Origin of the sequence: Klebsiella sp. K47 (genome assembly GCF_051858335.1) — a bacterium.
Taxonomy (GTDB): domain Bacteria; phylum Pseudomonadota; class Gammaproteobacteria; order Enterobacterales; family Enterobacteriaceae; genus Klebsiella; species Klebsiella pneumoniae.
This window is the reverse complement of sequence record NZ_JBPYUI010000006.1, coordinates 67,281-85,713: the sequence shown is the minus strand read 5'-3', so window position 1 is coordinate 85,713 and position 18,433 is coordinate 67,281. Positions and strand designations below refer to the sequence as shown.

19 protein-coding genes and 1 pseudogene are annotated in these 18,433 nt (G+C 57.4%); 8 read left to right on the top strand and 12 right to left on the bottom strand.

The features are described 5' to 3' along the window. Positions 1-299: 299 nt before the first annotated feature. The 5 genes from nrdF to RRF55_RS07560 form a co-directional block, all read right to left on the bottom strand. Positions 300-1,262, bottom strand: coding sequence for a class 1b ribonucleoside-diphosphate reductase subunit beta (nrdF, locus tag RRF55_RS07580; RefSeq protein WP_002914327.1), 963 nt, complete (start codon positions 1,260-1,262; stop codon positions 300-302). 10 nt (positions 1,263-1,272) lie between these two features. Further along, positions 1,273-3,414 (bottom strand): class 1b ribonucleoside-diphosphate reductase subunit alpha, encoded by a 2,142-nt coding sequence (nrdE, locus tag RRF55_RS07575; protein WP_020803760.1) that lies wholly within the window; start codon positions 3,412-3,414, stop codon positions 1,273-1,275. Then, a complete protein-coding gene (gene nrdI / locus RRF55_RS07570; protein ID WP_002914321.1) occupies positions 3,387-3,797 on the bottom strand; it encodes a class Ib ribonucleoside-diphosphate reductase assembly flavoprotein NrdI in 411 nt (136 codons plus the stop codon). The genes nrdE and nrdI overlap by 28 nt, the downstream gene beginning before the upstream one ends. Then, positions 3,794-4,039, bottom strand: a complete 246-nt coding sequence (nrdH, locus tag RRF55_RS07565; RefSeq protein WP_002914320.1) for a glutaredoxin-like protein NrdH — start codon at positions 4,037-4,039, stop codon at positions 3,794-3,796. The genes nrdI and nrdH overlap by 4 nt, the downstream gene beginning before the upstream one ends. 183 nt (positions 4,040-4,222) lie before the next feature. Beyond that, entirely contained in the window at positions 4,223-4,654 is a 432-nt protein-coding gene (locus RRF55_RS07560) for a carboxymuconolactone decarboxylase family protein (protein ID WP_064153092.1), read from the bottom strand. Positions 4,655-4,742: 88 nt separating this feature from the next. Between RRF55_RS07560 and RRF55_RS07555 the strand changes: the two are divergent. After that, a pseudogene (locus RRF55_RS07555) lies at positions 4,743-6,084 on the top strand (PLP-dependent aminotransferase family protein). 143 nt (positions 6,085-6,227) lie between these two features. On the opposite strand, the gene RRF55_RS07550 reads toward RRF55_RS07555, so the two are convergent. Continuing rightward, on the bottom strand, positions 6,228-6,575 hold the full coding sequence (locus RRF55_RS07550; protein ID WP_002914293.1) for a DUF883 domain-containing protein: 348 nt from the start codon (positions 6,573-6,575) through the stop codon (positions 6,228-6,230). A gap of 149 nt (positions 6,576-6,724) precedes the next feature. Between RRF55_RS07550 and RRF55_RS07545 the strand changes: the two genes are divergently transcribed. Beyond that, positions 6,725-7,087, top strand: coding sequence for a DUF2002 family protein (locus RRF55_RS07545; RefSeq protein ID WP_002914291.1), 363 nt, complete (start codon positions 6,725-6,727; stop codon positions 7,085-7,087). Between the two features lie 85 nt (positions 7,088-7,172). Here RRF55_RS07545 and alaE read toward each other — a convergent pair whose 3' ends face one another. Beyond that, positions 7,173-7,622, bottom strand: a complete 450-nt coding sequence (gene alaE, locus RRF55_RS07540) for an L-alanine exporter AlaE (RefSeq protein ID WP_002914289.1) — start codon at positions 7,620-7,622, stop codon at positions 7,173-7,175. Positions 7,623-8,350: 728 nt separating this feature from the next. On the opposite strand from alaE, the gene stpA reads away from it, so the two are divergent. Continuing rightward, positions 8,351-8,752, top strand: a complete 402-nt coding sequence (stpA, locus tag RRF55_RS07535) for a DNA-binding protein StpA (RefSeq protein WP_002914287.1) — start codon at positions 8,351-8,353, stop codon at positions 8,750-8,752. Positions 8,753-8,824: 72 nt separating this feature from the next. Here the strand turns inward: stpA and RRF55_RS07530 are convergent, their stop codons facing one another. Continuing rightward, positions 8,825-9,004: a hypothetical protein gene (locus RRF55_RS07530; RefSeq protein ID WP_002914284.1), complete on the bottom strand. Its 180-nt coding sequence runs from the start codon at positions 9,002-9,004 to the stop codon at positions 8,825-8,827. Positions 9,005-9,209: 205 nt separating this feature from the next. Here RRF55_RS07530 and lpxO point away from each other — a divergent pair, with 205 nt between their 5' ends. Next, the gene (lpxO, locus tag RRF55_RS07525) at positions 9,210-10,112 is read left to right on the top strand and encodes a lipid A hydroxylase LpxO (protein WP_002914281.1); all 903 of its coding nucleotides are present in this window, start codon (positions 9,210-9,212) and stop codon (positions 10,110-10,112) included. Here lpxO and RRF55_RS07520 read toward each other — a convergent pair. The 3 genes from RRF55_RS07520 to RRF55_RS07510 form a co-directional block, all read right to left on the bottom strand. Beyond that, positions 10,093-10,638: a rhodanese family protein gene (locus RRF55_RS07520; protein ID WP_004900029.1), complete on the bottom strand. Its 546-nt coding sequence runs from the start codon at positions 10,636-10,638 to the stop codon at positions 10,093-10,095. The genes lpxO and RRF55_RS07520 overlap by 20 nt on opposite strands. A gap of 7 nt (positions 10,639-10,645) precedes the next feature. Next, positions 10,646-10,945, bottom strand: coding sequence for an ArsR/SmtB family transcription factor (locus tag RRF55_RS07515; RefSeq protein WP_002914277.1), 300 nt, complete (start codon positions 10,943-10,945; stop codon positions 10,646-10,648). Positions 10,946-11,020: 75 nt separating this feature from the next. Further along, positions 11,021-11,626, bottom strand: coding sequence for an FMN-dependent NADH-azoreductase (locus RRF55_RS07510; protein ID WP_004212889.1), 606 nt, complete (start codon positions 11,624-11,626; stop codon positions 11,021-11,023). 103 nt (positions 11,627-11,729) lie between these two features. Here RRF55_RS07510 and RRF55_RS07505 point away from each other — a divergent pair, with 103 nt between their 5' ends. Continuing rightward, on the top strand, positions 11,730-12,638 hold the full coding sequence (locus RRF55_RS07505) for a LysR family transcriptional regulator (protein ID WP_004145715.1): 909 nt from the start codon (positions 11,730-11,732) through the stop codon (positions 12,636-12,638). Positions 12,639-12,720: 82 nt separating this feature from the next. Here the strand turns inward: RRF55_RS07505 and RRF55_RS07500 are convergent, their stop codons facing one another. Then, a complete protein-coding gene (locus RRF55_RS07500; RefSeq protein ID WP_020316949.1) occupies positions 12,721-14,508 on the bottom strand; it encodes a sigma-54-dependent Fis family transcriptional regulator in 1,788 nt (595 codons plus the stop codon). Between the two features lie 264 nt (positions 14,509-14,772). Between RRF55_RS07500 and exaC the strand changes: the two genes are divergently transcribed. The 3 genes from exaC (at position 14,773) to RRF55_RS07485 (ending at position 18,432) form a co-directional block, all read left to right on the top strand. Beyond that, positions 14,773-16,293 (top strand): acetaldehyde dehydrogenase ExaC, encoded by a 1,521-nt coding sequence (gene exaC / locus RRF55_RS07495; protein WP_130974839.1) that lies wholly within the window; start codon positions 14,773-14,775, stop codon positions 16,291-16,293. A 700-nt stretch (positions 16,294-16,993) separates the two neighbouring features. Further along, on the top strand, positions 16,994-17,575 hold the full coding sequence (locus tag RRF55_RS07490; RefSeq protein ID WP_004145710.1) for a fimbrial protein: 582 nt from the start codon (positions 16,994-16,996) through the stop codon (positions 17,573-17,575). Positions 17,576-17,769: 194 nt separating this feature from the next. Continuing rightward, positions 17,770-18,432 carry a fimbrial biogenesis chaperone gene (locus RRF55_RS07485; RefSeq protein ID WP_004185341.1) on the top strand — a complete coding sequence of 221 codons (663 nt, stop codon included), beginning with the start codon at positions 17,770-17,772 and terminating at the stop codon, positions 18,430-18,432. The last annotated feature ends 1 nt before the right edge of the window (position 18,433 follow it).

Sequence of the window (18,433 nt, the reverse complement as noted above, 5' to 3'; positions counted from 1 at the left end):
ATCTTTTTACACCCTAACATACTCAGATTCTGTGACAACCCTTAATGACAAACTCTCGGCAAAATGGAGTGAGGGACATGGCGGCGCAGCCCCCGTGATATAAGGGCTGAGCGGTAATTTGTTGTGGGTAATATTTTTTGATTATCTCTGGATAATTCGACTGAAATAGACCAGTTTTCTGCTAAATATGACGGGATGATGACGGTTAGGCCATGGAGAGAATATTTGACAGATGAACCCACTTTTCTGCGAAATAGATCACCAGGAATTCGGTCGCGATATTCCTGGTGAAAGTACGGTTAAAAGTCCCAGTCGTCGTCGGCGGTCTCTTCCATTTTTCCTATCACGTAGGAGGAGCCAGAACCGGAGAAAAAGTCATGGTTTTCGTCGGCGTTGGGCGACAGCGCTGCGAGGATTGCCGGATTGACCGCCGCCATCTCCGCCGGGAACAGCGCCTCGTAGCCGAGGTTCATCAGCGCTTTGTTGGCGTTATAGCACAGGAAAGCGCTGACGTCGTCGAACCAGCCGCTCTCGCCGTACAGCTCCCGGCTGTAGGCCAGTTCGTTGTCGTAAAGATCCATCAGCAGATCGAGGGCGAAATTTTTCAATTCTTCGCGCTTGCCGGGGCTGACGATCTCCAGTCCTTTCTGGTACTTGTAGCCGATGTAATAGCCATGCACCGCTTCATCGCGAATGATCAGGCGGATCAGATCCGCAGTGTTGGTCAGCTTTCCCCGGCTGGAGAAGTACATCGGCAGCCAGAAGCCGGAGTAGAAGAGAAAGGATTCGAGGAACACGCTGGCGATTTTTTTCTTCAGCGGCTCGTCGGCCTGATAGTAACCCAGCATCAGCTGCGCCTTGCGCTGCAGGGGATCACAGCTTTCGCTCCAGGCGAAGGCGGCATCCACTTCCTTGCTGTGGCACAGCGTGGAAAATATGGAGCTGTAAGAGCGGGCATGAACCGCCTCCATAAAGCTGATGTTCGACAGCACCGCCTCCTCATGCGGGGTTAAGGCGTCCGCCATTAGCGCCGGGGCGCCGACGGTGTTCTGAATGGTGTCAAGCAGGGTCAATCCGGTAAAGACGCGAATGGTCAACTGCTGCTCCGCCGCGCTGAGGGTTTGCCAGGCGGGAATGTCGTTCGACAGCGGCACTTTCTCCGGCAGCCAGAAGTTGCTGGTGAGACGGTTCCAGACCTCAAGATCTTTATCGTCATCAATGCGGTTCCAGTTGATTGCGCTGACGCGCGTTAAATGGGTCATCCTGTTCTCCTTACAGCGCGCAGGACACGCAGCCTTCAATTTCAGTGCCTTCCAGCGCCAGCTGGCGCAGACGGATGTAGTAGAGCGTCTTGATGCCTTTCTTCCAGGCGTAAATTTGCGCCTTGTTGATATCGCGGGTGGTGGCGGTATCGGGGAAGAACAGGGTCAGCGACAGCCCCTGGTCGACGTGGCGCGTCGCCTCGGCGTAAGTGTCAATGATCTTCTCCGGCCCTATCTCATACGCATCCTGGTAGAGGGCCAGATTGTCGTTGTTCATAAATGGCGCGGGGTAGTACACCCGTCCGGTTTTCCCCTCTTTGCGGATCTCAATCTTCGAGACGATCGGGTGAATGCTGGAGGTGGCATGGTTGATGTACGAGATCGAGCCGGTGGGCGGCACCGCCTGCAGATAGCGATTGTAGATGCCATAGCGCATGACATCGTCGCGCAGCTGGCGCCAGCTTTCCCGGTCGGGCAGAGAGATGCCGGCGCGGGCGAACAGCGTGCGCACCCGTTCGGTTTTCGGCTGCCACTCCTCCTGCAGATATTTGTCGAAGTACGCCCCGCTGGCGTAGCGCGACTGCTCGAAGCCGGCGAAGCGCTGGCCGCGCTCGCGGGCCAGCTGCATCGAGGTGTGCAGCGCGTGCCAGGTCACGGTGTAGAAGTAGATATTGGTGAAGTCCAGCCCCTCCGGGCTGCCGTAGGCAATGCCCTCCCGCGCCAGGTAACCGTGCAGATTCATCTGCCCCAGGCCGATGGCGTGGGAGGCCGCGTTGCCGGCCGCCACCGAGGGAACCGACTGAATGTCGCTCATGTCGGACACGGCGGTCAGGGCGCGCACCGCGGTGGCGATTGTGCGGCCGAAATCCGGCGAGTCCATGGTATGGGCGATGTTCAGCGAGCCGAGGTTGCAGGAGATATCTTCCCCGATATGGGCATAGCTGAGGTCTTCATTATAGGCGGACGGCGTACTGACCTGCAGGATCTCGGAACACAGATTGCTCATGGTGACCCGCCCGGCCACTGGACTGGCGCGGTTCACGGTGTCTTCAAACATGATGTACGGGTAGCCGGATTCAAACTGGATCTCCGCCAGGCGCTGGAACAGGTCGCGGGCGCGGATCCAGCGCTTGCGGACCCGCTCGTCGGCCACCAGCTGCGGATAGAGGTCGCCGATGGCGCAATCGGCGAAAGGTTTGCCGTACAGCCGTTCGACGTCATAAGGCGAGAACAGGGCCATCTGCGCATCTTCTTTCGCCAGCTGGAAGGTGATATCAGGGATCACCACCCCCAGCGACAAGGTTTTGATGCGGATTTTCTCATCGGCATTTTCACGCCGGGTATCAAGAAAGCGTAAAATATCGGGATGGTGAACATGCAGCCAGACCGCACCCGCCCCCTGGCGGGCGCCGAGCTGATTGGCATAGGAGAAGGCGTCCTCCAGCATCTTCATCACCGGCACCACCCCAGAAGACTGGTTTTCGATGCGCTTGATCGGCGCCCCGGCCTCGCGCAGGTTGGAGAGTAAAAAGGCCACCCCGCCGCCGCGCTTCGACAGCTGTAGCGCCGAGTTCACCGCCCGGCCGATGGACTCCATATTATCCTCAATACGCAGCAGGAAGCAGGAGATCAGCTCCCCGCGCTGCTGTTTGCCAGCGTTAAGGAAGGTCGGTGTGGCGGGCTGAAAGCGGCCGCTGAGTATCTCCTCCGTCAGCTGCCGCGCCTGCTGTTCATCGCCCCGGGCCAGCGTCAGGGCCACCATCACGCTGCGTTCGGCGAAATCCTCGAGGTAGTGCTTGCCGTCAAAGGTCTTCAGCGCATAGCTGGTATAGAACTTCCAGGCGCCGAGGAAGGTCTGAAAGCGAAACGGAGCGCGCCGGGCATGGGCGAACAACGCCAGCACAAACCCGCGGTCATAGCCGGCCAGCACCTGCGGATCGTAATAGCCCTCGCTGACGAGCCAGCTGAGCTTATCCTCCGGGCTGGGGAAGGTGAGGGCGTTGGGCTGAACCTGGGTCGCCATAAAGGCCTCAACCGCCTGGCGATCTTTCTCAAACGGGATGCGGCCCTCGCTGTCGTACAAATTCAGCATCGCGTTGAGGGCGTGAAAATCCACGGCGGCGGTTATACGTTCTGCGGTTGTCGTTGCCAAAATTCGCTGACTCCTTTACGCACGGTGTTGATATCGTCGGGGGTTCCCATCAGCTCGAAGCGGTAGAGATAGGGCACGGCGCATTTTTGCGCGATGACATCTCCGGCACGCCCCCAGCCGTCGCCAAAGTTGCGATTGCCGGCGGCAATCACTCCGCGGATCAGCTGGCGGTTATGCACGTCGTTTAAAAAGCGGATCGCCTGACGCGGTACCGCGCCGGCGGTGCCGCCGCCGCCATAGCTGGGAACGATGAGAATATAGGGCTCGTCTACCCGCAGATGTTCACGCTCGTTCAGCGGGATGCGCACCGCCGGCAGCCCCAGGCGCTGCACAAAGCGATGGGTATTCTCCGAACGGCTGGAGAAGTAGACGATGAGGCTCATGCGCTGGCCGCCGTAAAGGAGGGGCGCAGGCGATTGATCATATCCGGGCGGAAGCCGCTCCAGCGCAGCTCACCGGCGATCACCACCGGCAGCTGGCGAAATCCCTGCTCGCGCAGGGTGTCGGCGGCATCCGGCTGCTGGTCGACGTTGACCATTTCAAAGGCCAGTCCCCGGCTCTCCATGGCTCGCCGGGTGGCATGGCACTGCACGCAGTCATTTCGAGTGTAAATAATAATGCGCATGATTCGTATTTCCATTTAAGATAACAGCACGGCGCTAAACATAGCGTCGAACGTAGTGGGCCATTCGATAAGGAAATACTAGATGTAGTTATTTAAAACTTCAACCACTCAATATATAGCGTTTTTGGCAAGCAAGTCCCCCGCCGGGATAGATCGGCGGAGGAGGGGGGAGGCTGTGCGGAACTACAGGCGCATGGCCACGGCGAGGCGGTTAAAGGCGTTCATCAGACTGACGGCGAAGGTCAGATCGCTTATCTGACGCGGGGTAAAATGTTCGCGCAGCGGCTGGTAAACCTCATCTTCCGCATGGCCGGCGGCAATGTCGGTGACCGACTCGGCCCAAGCCAGCGCCGCGCGTTCGGCCGGAGTAAAGTGGGCGCTTACCCGCCAGCCCGCAAGGGCATCCAGTTTGCTTTGCGCCATGCCGCCTTTGCGCAGCGCCTGGCTATGTTTCTCAAGACAGAAGGCGCAGCCGTTGATCTGCGAGACGCGTAAATAAACCAGCTCTACCAGGGCGTTGCCCAGCTCGCTTTTCTCCAGCGCGATGCTGGCCTGTACCAGCCCTTTATAGACTTCCGGGCTCAGTTCACTGAATGGCTGACGTAATTGGTTCATGGTGTTCTCCTCTCTAAGACGGCAGCCAAAATAGCACTATAATGGACTGCAAAAGATAGCCATATTCTGATGAAAAAAGCAGACCATAATGGAAGCAATTAACCTCCCGCTTTATCAGCGTATCGCCCGCCAGTTGAAATCGGCGATTGAACGTGGCGAACTGACCCCGGGCAGCCGTTTGCCCGCCAGCCGGGTGTACGCTCAGGAGCAGGGCGTCTCCCGGGCGACCATCGAAAACGCCTGGGGAGAGCTGGTCGCCCAGGGATGGCTCGAGCGGCGTGGGCAGGCGGGGACCTTTGTCAGCGAGCGGCTCAGCCCGCGCCAGCTGGCGCCGGTACCGCCAGTGCAACCGGCCGCGCCGACGGAGCCGCTGCCGTTTCAGATGGGGCTGCCGGCGCTGGATCTCTTTCCGCGCGGGCAGTGGGCGCGGGTGATGGGGCGTCGGCTGCGGACGCAGTCGCGGTTCGATCTTGCACCCGGCGATCCCGGCGGCGATCCGCTTCTGCGCCAGGCTATCGTCGATTATCTACGCCTGTCGCGTAGTATCGACTGTCAGCCGGATCAGGTGTTGATCACCGGCAGCTATGCCGCCTCCATGAACCTTATCCTGCGTACCCTGGCGCAGCCGGGACAGCATATGTGGATGGAAGATCCGGGGTATCCCTTTATCCGGCCGGTCGTCGAGGCTGGGCAGCTGGCGGTGGATGCGATTCCCGTGGACGACGAAGGGATGGACGTCGGCTGGGGCCAGCGTCATCACCCGCAGGCGCGATTTGCCCTGCTCACACCAGCCCATCAGAGTCCGCTGGGGGTCGCGCTGTCGCTTCCCCGACGCCGCCAGCTGCTGGCGTGGGCCGCGGAGCGCGACGCGTGGATCATTGAGGACGATTACGATAGCGAGTTTCGCTATCACGGCAAACCGCTGCCGCCGCTGAAAAGCCTTGATGCGCCGCAGAGGGTCATCTACGCGGGCACCTTCAGTAAGTCGATGTTCCCGGCGCTGCGCACCGCCTGGCTGGTGGTGCCGACCCCGCTGGTGGCGCGTTTTCACCAGACCGCGGAGCGCCAGTCCTGCACCGTTCCCACCCTGTGGCAGCAGACGCTGGCGGATTTTATCCAGCAGGGACATTTTTGGCGTCATTTGAAGAAAATGCGTGCCAGCTATAGCCAGCGTAGACAGTGGCTGGAGTCGGCTCTGCATTCAGGTCACGCCGCAGCTGGGGGGAATTCAACTGGTTATGTCGGTCAGCGGCGACGATCGGCTGCTCGCGCGGCGGGCGGTTGTGGCCGGGCTGGCGGTGCAGGCGCTGAGCGACTGGCGGATTCGCCACGCGGGCGAGGGGGGATTACTGATGAGTTTTACCAATATACGTTCGCCGGCGATGGCTGACGGACTTGCCCGACGGCTGAGAGAGGCGATCGCGATTTGATGGCGCTTAAGTCGGGGAAGCAGAAAAACCCCTGCGGCCAGAGGCGCGCAGGGGCTGACGCGTATTTGTTATCTTCATTGCCTTCCGTAAAGCTCGCGGGCTACCGCGCGCCAATCGCGCGGCGGCAGCCGACGCTTAAGCTATTATCGACGTAAATTGAGCAATACGCCAATAAATACCCCGACGGCGGCGGCGGCGCCCACACTGTGCCACGGTTTATTGCGCACGTAGGTATCGGCACAGCCCAGCGCATCGCACGCTGCCTGGCGCGCATCCAGCGCCGCCTGCTGCACCCGGTTGTGGCCATTAAGGCGGGCACGAGTCTCTTTTAACAGCGACTGCGCTTTGACACGCGCCGCTTCCGCTTCCTCTTTGGCGTCACTGCCCCATGATTTCAGCACCTCTTCCAGCGTATCCGCTAATTGGCTGACATCGTTATGAATATCTTCAGCGTTCTCGTCAAAATTGTTGCGGTTCACATGGTTAGCCATCGTTATCTCCCTTAATTCCATCGAGTGAGTAAGTGTAGGACAAGATTTTGAATTATGCTTACTGTCGTGGTTTCTGGAATTTTCCGAAAGCACTGTCCTTAATGAATAAGGTAAGGTCAATGTGCGGTAAAAGATAACGAGGAATCAGTATGTATTTAAGACCCGATGAGGTGGCGCGTGTTCTTGAAAAAGCCGGCTTCACCATGGATGTTGTGACGCAAAAAGCGTACGGCTATCGCCGCGGCGATAATTATGTTTATGTGAACCGCGAAGCGCGCATGGGGCGAACAGCGTTAGTTATTCATCCGGCGTTAAAAGAGCGCAGCAATATGCTGGCCGAACCGGCTTCAGATATCAAGACCTGTGATCATTATGAACAGTTTCCGCTGTATTTAGCCGGGGATGCGCAACAACATTATGGTATTCCGCATGGATTTAGCTCACGCATGGCGCTTGAGCGTTTTCTGAATGGGCTATTTGGCGAAGCCCAGCCGGCAATGTCGACGAATTAATACGGCGATAGGCATTTAAGGATCCAGGCGAGGCGGGCTGGCGGGAAGAGGCGACTGGCAGAGCCAGTCGCTGCTAACGCGTTGGTCAGGCCTTCGCCTGCTGATAGGGCGCCACGCGGAACAGGCGGCGGCAATAGTCGAGGAAGTAGCCGTAGGCGGCGCCCATCATCATCGATACCGCCAGGTTCGAGCTCACCGCGGCGACAATCTGGTGCCAGTCAGCACCCACGCTCCACAGAATAGCGACATACACCGGCGACTGAAAGGTGACGTAGGCCAGCACGTCGGCCATATTTTTCATCCACCTGGCCGGGCTGATGCGCCGGGCCTGACGCATGGCGAAATCGCGATAAATCCCATAGGGTACGGCAATAATAATGTTGACCGGGATCGCCACCAGACGCGACGATAACGACTGCTCAAACGTCATACCAGAGAGAAAAATTTCGATCATCATGTTGACGACGGTGCAGTAAACCACCATCGCAAAGGTGTCTGCAACCGCATGCCGCAAGCGGGAGTGCGCAGAGAACATCGGAGTGCTCCTCGAAAATGAAGTCATTAACGCCGAAAAATGCGCGTTGGTATAGCGTTTTTTGGCTGCCTGTTTTGATGTGCGTAGAGTATATCTCTGCATTAAAAGTGGCAACTAGCTATAAATTTTTATTTATCGCCTTTTTGTCGATAAAATACTCTGCGCTGGTTTGTTTTTTGTTCGTTACGCTACTTTTATTCCTGTTTTTGCAAATATCAATATTTATCAATGTGTTACTCTTGATTGCGAAATCGAGACTGGCCGAGGGAACGGCGCCTGATAGCCAACCATGGCGCAACATCACGCGAGTGTGTGATTCCGCTCTCTTTTAGGATTTTTTATGCCGTAAGTCGCGTTTTTATGGTGAAAAACTCTGAATTGCGAATTGTTGTTTTATTCCCATTTTCTGATTAACTATTCACTGTGGCCAAAGGTATGTATCAGTGCGGCCACGTATGAACAGCAGGTAACCCGCTGACCATAAAGCTAATATTCCTGGCGAGAACGGTGGTTTTTCCCGTCATTCTGCCTTTTTTATTTATTCATTCTCTTTTTTGCCTGTGCTTATGAAAAAGGCTCAGGTATTTGCCAATATAGTTCCAGGGGATAACCGCTAATATCCACCTTATATATTTATCTGGACAACCGAAGGCTGGAAATAAATAAACGTTTCTATTACACTTGCCGCGTTGTATCTTTTAATTTGCTATTTGGAATTTTTTAATTTTATGTCTTCAATGTTACACAAACTGAATAATATCCGTTCACTGCGTGCCCTGTCCCGTGAATTCTCCATTGACGTGCTTGAAGAGATGCTGGAAAAACTCAGGATCGTCACTGAAGAAAAACGTACGCAACAGCAGCAGGCAGCTCAGCAGCAGGCTGAATATCAGGAGAAAGTGAATACCTGGCTTGAGCTGATGCGCGCCGACGGTATTTCTCCTGACGAGCTGGTGGCCGATATTCAGCCGCCAAAGGCGGGAGGCAAAAAGCGTCAACCGCGCCCGGCGAAATATCGTTATACCGATCATACTGGCGCAGAGAAAACCTGGACCGGACAGGGAAGAATGCCGAAGCCGATTGCCGAGGCTGTCGCCCAGGGTAAATCGCTGGATAGCTTTTTAATTTAACGCCTTCGGGCCAGCGCCAGCCCGGTGGTGAGAGACCCACCGGCCTGGCCTTACGACTTTAAGCGAGGGGCTTTAGCAGACGCCGAAGTCTCCCTCTTCCTGATACGGCGTGACCTCGTCCGACTTCAGCGAATAGCGCTCTCCCTGCTCCTGTGCGGCCTGAACCACCACCAGTTGCTCCCCTTGCACTTCCACCACTTTCAGTTTTGGTCCGCCCGCTCGGGGTTGTACCAGATCGCCGACAGCAAACATAATTCACTCCTCACTGTTAACACCATGGATAAACCTAAACCATAGCTCAACGCCCGCTCACTGAACACCGGGCGTGCTGTTTTTTGTTAAAACAATTTGGAGTTATATGTATTAACATTGTTAATGTTTTGCTGGCGCCATACCGCTGCTGAGAAAGGGGGACGGCGAGGGTAGGGTTACCACCAATCAGGTCAGGAAAGACACCATGAAGTATATCATTCTGTTGATCATTGTTATTGCTGTACTGTATGTCCATTACCGCGGACGGGTGCGCTATCGTTTCTGGCGGCAGCTCTCCGACCATTCCACATTTACCGCGCCGCTGAATGGATTTATGTATTTATTTTCCCGCGTGCCGAATACGCCTTATCTGCGGCCGGAGATGTTTCCCGAGCTGGCGATATTGCAGCAAAACTGGCAGGTTATTCGCGACGAAGGTCTCCACCTTCAGCAGCTGGAGCAGATTAAAGCGGCCGATAAATATAACGATGCCGGGTTTAACTCATTTTTCAAAACCGGCTGGAAACGCTTTTATCTGAAATGGTATGAGGATGCCCATCCTTCCGCCAGCCAGCTCTGTCCGCAAACTACCGCGCTGCTGCGCGATATCCCGTCGGTGAAAGCGGCCATGTTTGCCACTCTGCCGGACGGTAGCCGTCTGCCGCGCCATCGTGACCCCTACGCCGGCTCGCTACGCTTTCATCTGGGCCTGGCAACGCCGAACGATGACCGCTGCTTTATCGAGGTGGATGGCCAGCGTTACAGTTGGCGCGATGGAGAAGGCGTGCTGTTTGACGAGACCTATATCCACTATGCGGAAAATACCAGTGGTGAGAATCGCCTGATTCTGTTCTGCGATATTGAACGGCCGATGCGCTACCGCTGGGCGCAGAAAGTTAACCACTGGCTGGGACGCCATCTGATGAGCGCCGCTTCGGCGCCCAACGATATCGGCGATCGCACCGGCGGGATTAACCGGGCGTTTCGCTATATTTACCAGATCCGTATTGTTGGTAAGCGGTTGAAAAAATGGAATAAGACGGTCTATTACATCGTCAAATGGCTGCTCTTCGGCGGCATTGCCTGGCTTATCTGGAGCGCGTTTTAACCCCCTGGCGCCGGTTCCACGGCATGGTCGCCAGCAGACGCGCCATGCCGCAAAAGCCGGTTACGCCGGCGAAGGTGAGCCCGGCGCCGACCGCGCCGCTGAGCAGGAAAAAGCCGCCGTTAACGGTATAGCCCAGCAGCACCCCCAGTAAAATCAGGGTGCCAGCGGCAATTTGCACCTGGCGCATCAGCGGCAGCGGCTGTGATGAATCTTCCACTACCGGCAACCCCGCGGCTTTCCACGCCTGAATTCCTCCTGCCAGCAGGCAGGCCTGCGCCGGCGCGGCGGCCGCGGCCAGACGAATCGCATTATTCTGCGTCCGGGAACCCGCCTGGCAGTGAAAGATGACCGTCTCTCCGGCCCGGGCATTGAGGGGCGCACCGCTGGTCAGAGTGGCGAGCGGCACCAGCTCGGCATCGGGGATATGTTCGCGCGCATATTCATCCGCATCGCGGATATCAATCAGTCTGGCGCCCTGGGCAATCTGCGCCTGGGCCTCGGCGGGAGTTAAGGTGGCGATGGTCATAGGATCCTCACGGGCAATAGAGCGTTTTCAGCGTATTGATCACCTGCTGTACCGCAGGGTGGGTGATGAAATAGTGGATACGCTGGGCGTCGCGCTCGCTGTCGATCAGCCCCTCGTCACGCATCCGCGCGAGGTGTTGCGAGGTGGCGGAGGGGCTCAGCCCTGTAGCCCGGGCGAGTTCGCCGGCGCTGGCCCTGGGCGCATCGCACAGCATGCACAGGATCAGCAATCGGTGAGGATTGCTCATCGCTTTCATCAGCGCGGCGGCTTCTCCGGCGCGGGCCTGCAGGTCTTCAGGTGTGGTCATTTATTTTAGCTTTGTCTAAATTTAGATAACTCTAAAATAAAAAGGCCGCCAGCGCCAGCACAATTTCTCCACGACTCAGGCCGGAACGGCGAGCCGGGCAATCTGCGCCCGGGCGCTGGCGATCCCGGCGTCGCGACCATGCGGGCGATTGTCCAGCCCTTCGGCATAGATAAATTCCACCTCCTGGATCCCCATCAGCCCCAGTACCGCGCGCAGATAGGGCGTGACGGCGTCGGTAGTTTCTCCCTGGTGAATACCGCCGCGGCTGCTGACGACCACCGCCCGGACGCCCTCCACCAGCCCCTGCGGCCAGCTCTCGGTGTAGCGAAAGGTTTCCCGCGCCCGCGCCACGAGGTCGAACCATTTTTTTAGATCGGTCGGGACGTTGAGGTTATACATCGGCGCGCCAATCACCAGCAGGTCGCTGGCCTTTAACTCGGCGATAAGCTGGTCGGAGAGGGCGACCGCCTCGCGGATAGCAGGCTGCGGATCCACTGCCCCGCGCAGGGCGGCGAACAGGGGGCGATCCAGCGTTGGCAGCGCCATGGCGCTGAGATCGTGTTCGGTGAGCCGATCGCCGTGTCCCGCCGCCTGGCGCGCCGCGAGAAATTCGTTAATCAACTGATTGGTCAGGGATGTTTCGCCATTAATGCTGGATTTTAAAACCAGAACGTTAGCCATGATGAGTGCCTCAAATGAAAGATAGAAGCAAAGACTAACACTGTCTTTTTTGTCTCAGGAGTGACATTATTTTTCCATATTGTATCCCGTAAGGAACCAATCTGTGCGCGACGATCTGAATGCGATCCCGGTATTTGTCACCGTGGTCGAGAGCGGCAACTTTGCCAGCGCGGCGGCGATCCTCCATGTGACGCGTTCGGCGGTGGGAAAAACCATTGCCCGGCTGGAAGCGCGTCTCGGCGTGGCGTTATTCCAGCGTACCACCCGACGGCAACTGCTGACGGAAGAGGGGGAGCAATTCTATCTCCAGTGCCGGGAAGCGCTGGAGCGCATCCGCGAGGCCGAAGAGACGCTGCAGCGCGGCAAAGATGAGGTGCAGGGGCGGCTGCGGGTGTCGCTGCCGGTGCTGTTTGGCCAGCGCTGCGTGGCACCGCTGCTGTTCCGCCTCAGCCAGCGCTATCCGTTACTGAAGCTCGAGCTCCACTACAGCGACCGGCAGGTCAATCTGCTGGAGGAGGGGTTTGATCTTGCGGTGCGTATCGGGAGCCTGGCCGATACCGGGTCGCTGCGGGCCCGGGCGCTGGGAGAGCACGGCATGGTGCTGTGCGCGGCGGCGGAGTACCTGCGCCAGCAGCCAGCGCCGCAGACTATTGCCGGGTTGAACGAGCACCGTACCCTCGGCTATCTGCACAACGGCCAGCTACAAAAATGGCAACTGTATGACCCGCAGCAGGGCGAAGTGCGCTTCAGTCCGCAGACGTGGCTGATACAGGATGATTTTGCCGCCATCGCGGCGGCAGTGCAGCAGGGGATGGGCATCGCCTGGCTGCCGGACTGGCTGGTGGCGCAGGCGCTTGCCGATGGGACATTGCAGCAGGTGTTGGCGCCCAGCGCTCAGGTGCGTTTCGCCATCCACGCGGTATGGCCGGAGGGGCCGTGGCTGCCGCAAAAAACGCGGGCGGCGATCGATGCCCTGCGGGAAGGGCTGCCTCTTACCGCAACACCTGGTTAGCGCAGAGAGAAATAACCGCCATCTATGGCGGCGGAGGTTTTCCGACAGCGTGCAAGCTACCGGCGCGCTTTACGCCGTAGCCTCAGCGACGAGGCCGTCCGGCACGGGCGGCACGGCGGTACAACGTGCTGCGGGCGATACCCAGTATCTGCGCCGCCCGGCTGACGTTGCCGTTGACCCTGGCCAGGGTATCGACAATCAACTGCTCATCATGGGCCTGCAATCCCCCGCGCGGCAACGGCGCAGGCGCGGCGCGATACGCCTCCGGCAGCGCGTCGGGCGTCAGCGTGTCGCCCTCATCGGCGAGAGCCAGCATTACCTTCAGGACGCTCTGCAGCTGGCGTACGTTTCCCGGCCACGGCAGCTGGCTGAGGTGAACCAGCAGCGCGTTTGAAAGCGTCACCCGGCGTGAAGCACCGCCCAGGTCGTGCCACAGGGTGGCGATAAAGGTTTCCAGCGCCGGCCACTCGCGCAGCGGAGGCAGCGCCAGGGCGTATTCCCGCAGACGCCACAGCAGATCTTCACGGAATTCTCCGGCGCTGACCCGCTGGGTCAGGTTGCGGTGGGTGGCGCAGATCAAGGCGAAATTCACCGGCACGCTGCGGCTGGCGCCCAGCGGAGCGACCTCTTTCTCCTGCAGGACGCGCAGGAGGCGGGTCTGCAGCGCCAGCGGCATATCGCCGATCTCATCAAGAAACAGCACCCCGCCGTCAGCCTCGCGGATTTTACCGATATAGCCATTTTTGCTGGCGCCGGTAAACGCCCCCGGCTGGTAGCCGAAGAGCTCGGATTCGATCAGCGATTCCGGGATGGCCGCGCAGTTGATGGCGACAAATTTGCCACTGCGCCAGCGGCTGTGCTGATGCAGCGTGCGGCTGACATACTCTTTGCCGCTGCCGGTTTCCCCCTCAATACAGAGCGCGATGCCGGCGTTGAGCAGCCGCAGCAGCTTTTCGCCTTCGCGCGGGCTGGTAAAGGGGAGATGCATGGCCGGCGGGGCGCTTACCGCCACCCGGCGGCGGGTGGGCTCCCGCAGGCGATAGTGGTAGCGGCCCTGCGGCGTGGTCAGCGGCAGCGGGACGCTGACCGCCGTTTGCGTCAGCGTCGGAAAAAGCGAGGCAAAGGTGAGCTGGCCAAACTGCGCCGCGCTCAGGCCGAACTCGCGCATCGCCAGCCGGTTGCCGGCGGTGAGGACGTTGTCGGAAAAGACCAGCAGCAGCTCCTCGACGCTGTCGAGTTTGTCCACCTGCCGGTGCAGGCTCATCAGCCACTGCTCAGGATGCAGACTCTGTTTCACCCACAGATATTCAATTTGCTTTGCCGCCGCTTTTACCCAGCCAAAGGTGTGCTGGTGGGGAAAATTCGCCGGGCCGGAGATATCCAGCACCCCGGCGATGCTTCCGTCCGGTCGCTGGAGCGGCATTGCCGCGCAGTACAGATTCTGGTTGCGGGTAAGAAAGTGCTGACGGCCATCGATCTCGCAGCCATCGTCAATCGCCAGCGCGGTGCCGATGGCGTTGGTCCCGCGCCCGCTTTCACTCCACAGATTGCCGGGAGCCAGCGCCACGCGCTGGGCCTTTTGCAGCGCCTGGGTATCGCCGAGAGTATGCAGCACCAGGCCGTCGGGGTCGGAAAGGATCACCACCGACTGCAGGTCTGCGACCTGGCGCGACAGGGCTTCCACCACCGGCTGCGCCAGCTGCTGCAGGCCGCGGTGGCTGGCGAGCCGGTCCGCCAGCTCGCCGGCGCCGAGGCGGGGAAAATCCTCGGTGGCGGGATCCAGCCCGTAGCGCTGGCAGCGAGACCACGAATCGCTCAGCAGGGGATTCGCATTAACCTCTGGTGCGAGAAGAAAGGGATTGCCTGCCACAGGGCACCTCTGGGTCGATGTTGCTGTGTTGCAATATTGTAGCCATTTGGTTTATTTGGTGTTGCGATTTGCAACACATAAGTGGAAACCCGTGCGACAGATGGCTGACCATCTGCTCGGTTAGTGAAGGCAACGTATTAATAAATAAAAATATTTAAAGAAAATAAAAAACTGGCATAACCCCTGCACAGTGAGAAGCGTTCGGCGGCAAATTTAAAAAATCAATATGCCGCTGCGTCTCAACCCTACAGAAGGAGATTTGCGATGCGTTATGCACATCCTGGCCAGCCCGGCGCCGTGGTTTCATTTAAATCGGCTTACGGCAACTTTATTGACGGTAGATTTGTCGAGCCGCTGAGCGGTGAATTCTTTATGAATACTTCGCCGGTCGACGGCAGCAACATTGCGCAGTTTCCCCGCTCGGATGCCAGAGACATTGACTTCGCCCTCGACGCTGCCCATCGCGCGGCGCCGGCGTGGGGTAAAACCTCAGTGCAACAGCGCTCCAGGCTGCTGCTGCAGGTCGCCGATCGTATTGAACAGCATCTGGAATATCTGGCGGTGGCGGAGAGCTGGGACAATGGGAAACCGATCCGCGAAACCCTGAATGCCGACCTGCCGCTGGCGGTGGATCATTTTCGCTACTTCGCCGGCTGCCTGCGCGCTCAGGAGGGAAGCACCGCCGAGATTGACGAAACCACGGTGGCCTATCATTTCCATGAACCGCTGGGGGTGGTCGGGCAGATTATCCCGTGGAACTTCCCGCTGCTGATGGCCGCGTGGAAGCTGGCCCCGGCCCTGGCGGCGGGGAACTGCGTGGTGCTCAAACCGGCGGAACAGACGCCGCTAAGCATTACCCTGCTGCTGGAGCTGATCGGCGATCTGTTCCCGGCCGGGGTGCTTAACGTGGTGCAGGGTTTCGGCAAAGAGGCGGGCGAGGCGCTGGCCACCAGCAAGCGTATCGCCAAGCTGGCGTTTACCGGCTCCACGCCGGTCGGGCGGCATATTCTCGCCTGCGCGGCGGAAAATATTATCCCCTGCACCGTCGAGCTGGGGGGGAAATCGCCCAACATCTACTTCGCCGACGTGATGGACGGAGAAGAGGAATTTATTGAGAAGGCGGTGGAGGGGCTGGTGCTCGGCTTCTTCAACCAGGGTGAGGTCTGTACCTGCCCGTCGCGGGCGCTGATCCATGAATCCATCTATGAGCCCTTTATGGCACGGGTCATGGAGAAGGTGGCGCAGATCCGCCGCGGCGATCCGCTAGATACCGACACCATGATCGGCGCTCAGGCTTCCCGCCAGCAGTTCGACAAGATCCTCTCCTATATTCAGATTGCCCGGGAAGAGGGTGGGCAAATTCTGACCGGAGGCGAGCGGGCGGCTATCGCGCCGGCGCTGAATAATGGTTTTTATATTCAGCCCACGCTGATTAAAGGTCGCAACGATATGCGCTCCTTCCAGGAGGAGATCTTTGGGCCGGTGATCGGGGTGACCACCTTTAAGGACGAAGCGGAAGCGCTGGCTATCGCCAATGAGACCCAGTTTGGTCTCGGCGCCGGGGTGTGGACGCGGGATACCAACCTCGCCTATCGCATGGGTCGCGGCATTAAAGCCGGTCGCGTGTGGACCAACTGCTATCATGTCTACCCGGCGCATGCGGCGTTCGGCGGCTATAAACAGTCCGGCGTCGGGCGGGAAACGCACAAGATGGCGCTGGATGCCTATCAGCAAACCAAAAACCTGCTGGTGAGCTACGGCACCGCGCCGCTGGGCCTGTTCTGAAGTCCATCTCATTTCTGACCGATCCTCAGTCCGCAATCCATTGGGGTTGCGGATTTTTTTAACTTCAAAATAACCATTCGAAGAGGGTGGTTATTTTGCCGGCGGCAGCGCCCATGTATTTATGTCACTTATGTATTGGCTTTCACTTGAAAATAAAAACACTTTCATAATAAGGGATTAGCGGGTGGAGGTGGCGCACCCTGGCGTCGTTTGTGTAGAAATTATGAATATTAATACCAGGAAAATTCCTAATTTTTGTGTACGCTCTGACGAGCGCACAATAAAACAAGACGAATTTTTGAACAATTGTCTTTAAATTTGTTAATTGAATTGATCTGTTGTTGTTTAAAGGTATTTGAATTTCTTTTGTATAGATATGTAAATTAACATTGAAAAGCCATTTCAAAAATTAAATATATGGCGAACATAGCTATTAACTTATAGTTAACATCTCCCCGGGTTGCCTTTTGATACTTCGGGTAATATATTTATTTCGCACATCAAAATAACTCTTTTTTCTTCTGTTTGTTATTCATGGCCATCTATTGGCGAAATAAGGCAGAGTAGAGGGGGATGTGCCTAATATCCTGCGGAAGGAACGCAACGTACATTTACAGGGAGGAGCTGACGAGCCGTTTCGCGATAGCTTTAGGGCTATTGTCGATGATGGAAAATATGTTCGTTAACGATGAGATAAATAATGAAAAAACAACCTCGCTTTATAACCATCCTCATAGGAGCGCTGCTTTCTGGCGTAGCCTTGCAGGCTACCGCGGCCAACACTATCAATCCTGACTCGGGCACCAGTTCGGAAGGCGCCGGCGGGCAGGTCATCTTCAATGGGTCAATCACCGACAGCTCTTGCAACGTCGATAGTAGTTCTAATGGCCAGAAGGTTGATCTGGGCAAATGGGCCAGCAACTATTTTACCGGCACTGGTTTTGAAACCACCAAAACCCCCTTCCATATCAAAGTGAAAGATTGCCCGGCCAGCGTGACTACGGTCGCCGTGCTGTTTGACGGCGCGCGCGATCAGTCTGATAACTCCCTGCTGGCCATCAACGGCGGCGCCAGCGGCGTAGCGATTAAGCTGTATGAGCACGATCGGTCGACGGCTGTCAGCCTCGGTAAAACGTCAGCCAAACAGACGGTCACTCCGGGTACCAGCGGCGGCACCGGCTCTGCCGACCTCGAGTTTTACGCCGACTATATCTCCACCGCGGCGACCGTGACGGCAGGTAAAGCCGACGGTACAGCTAATTTCAATATGATTTATAACTGATCTAATTGCGCGTTATTCAGAGTCAGCCCACTGCGTCTTGATTAATTACAGATAGCTAAAGTGTTAATTGTCATGAAGTCACGAAATATATTCGTGACGGTATAGTTGTTTTTGCTAATTATCCCGTCGAGTACTGGCTCTGTTATTCACTGCTTTATTTTGTTGTCTGTTCAACTTTTACCTGATGGTAAGTCATGATGAAGAAAATAATTGCCGTTGCGGCTTTTCTGCTGTGCACCACGGCAGCGCAGGCCGGTATTGTCATGGGTGGAACCCGTGTGATTTATCAGGAAGGGAAGCGTGAAGCCGCTATTTCAGTCACCAATGCCGATACCCATACGCCCTATCTGGTGCAGTCGTGGGTGGAAAATTACGCGGAAAACGATAAGGCCAGGGTGCCCTTCATTGTAACGCCGCCCTTGTTCCGTCTCGATCCGGAGCAAAATAACGTTCTGCGGATTAACTTTATTGGCGCCTCGCTGCCCCGCGACCGTGAATCGGTCTTCTGGCTGAACGTCAAAAGTATCGCCCCGACGCCTCAGGGCGAGGTGAATAAGCTGCAGGTGAATATTAAATCGAAATTCAAAATCTTCTATCGCCCCAACGACCTGGCGGGCGACCCGGCAAAGGCCTGGCAGCAGCTGAAGTTTAGCCAGTCCGGCGGTCGGCTGACGGTGATAAATCCCACTCCCTACTTCGTCTCTTTTTACGCCGTCGAGGTGGGCGGGCAAAGCATCGACGATCCCGGCATGGTGGCTCCCTTCGGCGAGAAAACGTGGCCGGTGAGCGGGCACGGCACCGTCAAATGGCGGGCGATTAACGACTACGGCGGCGTCAGCGATTTCGCCCAGCAGTAAT

Coding starts and splice junctions, on each gene's coding strand:
- nrdI (WP_002914321.1), bottom strand. CDS start 3,797: ATGAGCCTCATCGTCTACTTCTCCAGCCGTTCGGAGAATACCCATCGC.
- RRF55_RS07550 (WP_002914293.1), bottom strand. CDS start 6,575: ATGGCTAACCATGTGAACCGCAACAATTTTGACGAGAACGCTGAAGAT.
- RRF55_RS07545 (WP_002914291.1), top strand. CDS start 6,725: ATGTATTTAAGACCCGATGAGGTGGCGCGTGTTCTTGAAAAAGCCGGC.
- RRF55_RS07485 (WP_004185341.1), top strand. CDS start 17,770: ATGATGAAGAAAATAATTGCCGTTGCGGCTTTTCTGCTGTGCACCACG.
- stpA (WP_002914287.1), top strand. CDS start 8,351: ATGTCTTCAATGTTACACAAACTGAATAATATCCGTTCACTGCGTGCC.
- RRF55_RS07515 (WP_002914277.1), bottom strand. CDS start 10,945: ATGACCACACCTGAAGACCTGCAGGCCCGCGCCGGAGAAGCCGCCGCG.
- exaC (WP_130974839.1), top strand. CDS start 14,773: ATGCGTTATGCACATCCTGGCCAGCCCGGCGCCGTGGTTTCATTTAAA.
- nrdF (WP_002914327.1), bottom strand. CDS start 1,262: ATGACCCATTTAACGCGCGTCAGCGCAATCAACTGGAACCGCATTGAT.
- RRF55_RS07490 (WP_004145710.1), top strand. CDS start 16,994: ATGAAAAAACAACCTCGCTTTATAACCATCCTCATAGGAGCGCTGCTT.
- RRF55_RS07520 (WP_004900029.1), bottom strand. CDS start 10,638: ATGACCATCGCCACCTTAACTCCCGCCGAGGCCCAGGCGCAGATTGCC.
- nrdH (WP_002914320.1), bottom strand. CDS start 4,039: ATGCGCATTATTATTTACACTCGAAATGACTGCGTGCAGTGCCATGCC.
- RRF55_RS07510 (WP_004212889.1), bottom strand. CDS start 11,626: ATGGCTAACGTTCTGGTTTTAAAATCCAGCATTAATGGCGAAACATCC.
- RRF55_RS07530 (WP_002914284.1), bottom strand. CDS start 9,004: ATGTTTGCTGTCGGCGATCTGGTACAACCCCGAGCGGGCGGACCAAAA.
- RRF55_RS07560 (WP_064153092.1), bottom strand. CDS start 4,654: ATGAACCAATTACGTCAGCCATTCAGTGAACTGAGCCCGGAAGTCTAT.
- lpxO (WP_002914281.1), top strand. CDS start 9,210: ATGAAGTATATCATTCTGTTGATCATTGTTATTGCTGTACTGTATGTC.
- alaE (WP_002914289.1), bottom strand. CDS start 7,622: ATGTTCTCTGCGCACTCCCGCTTGCGGCATGCGGTTGCAGACACCTTT.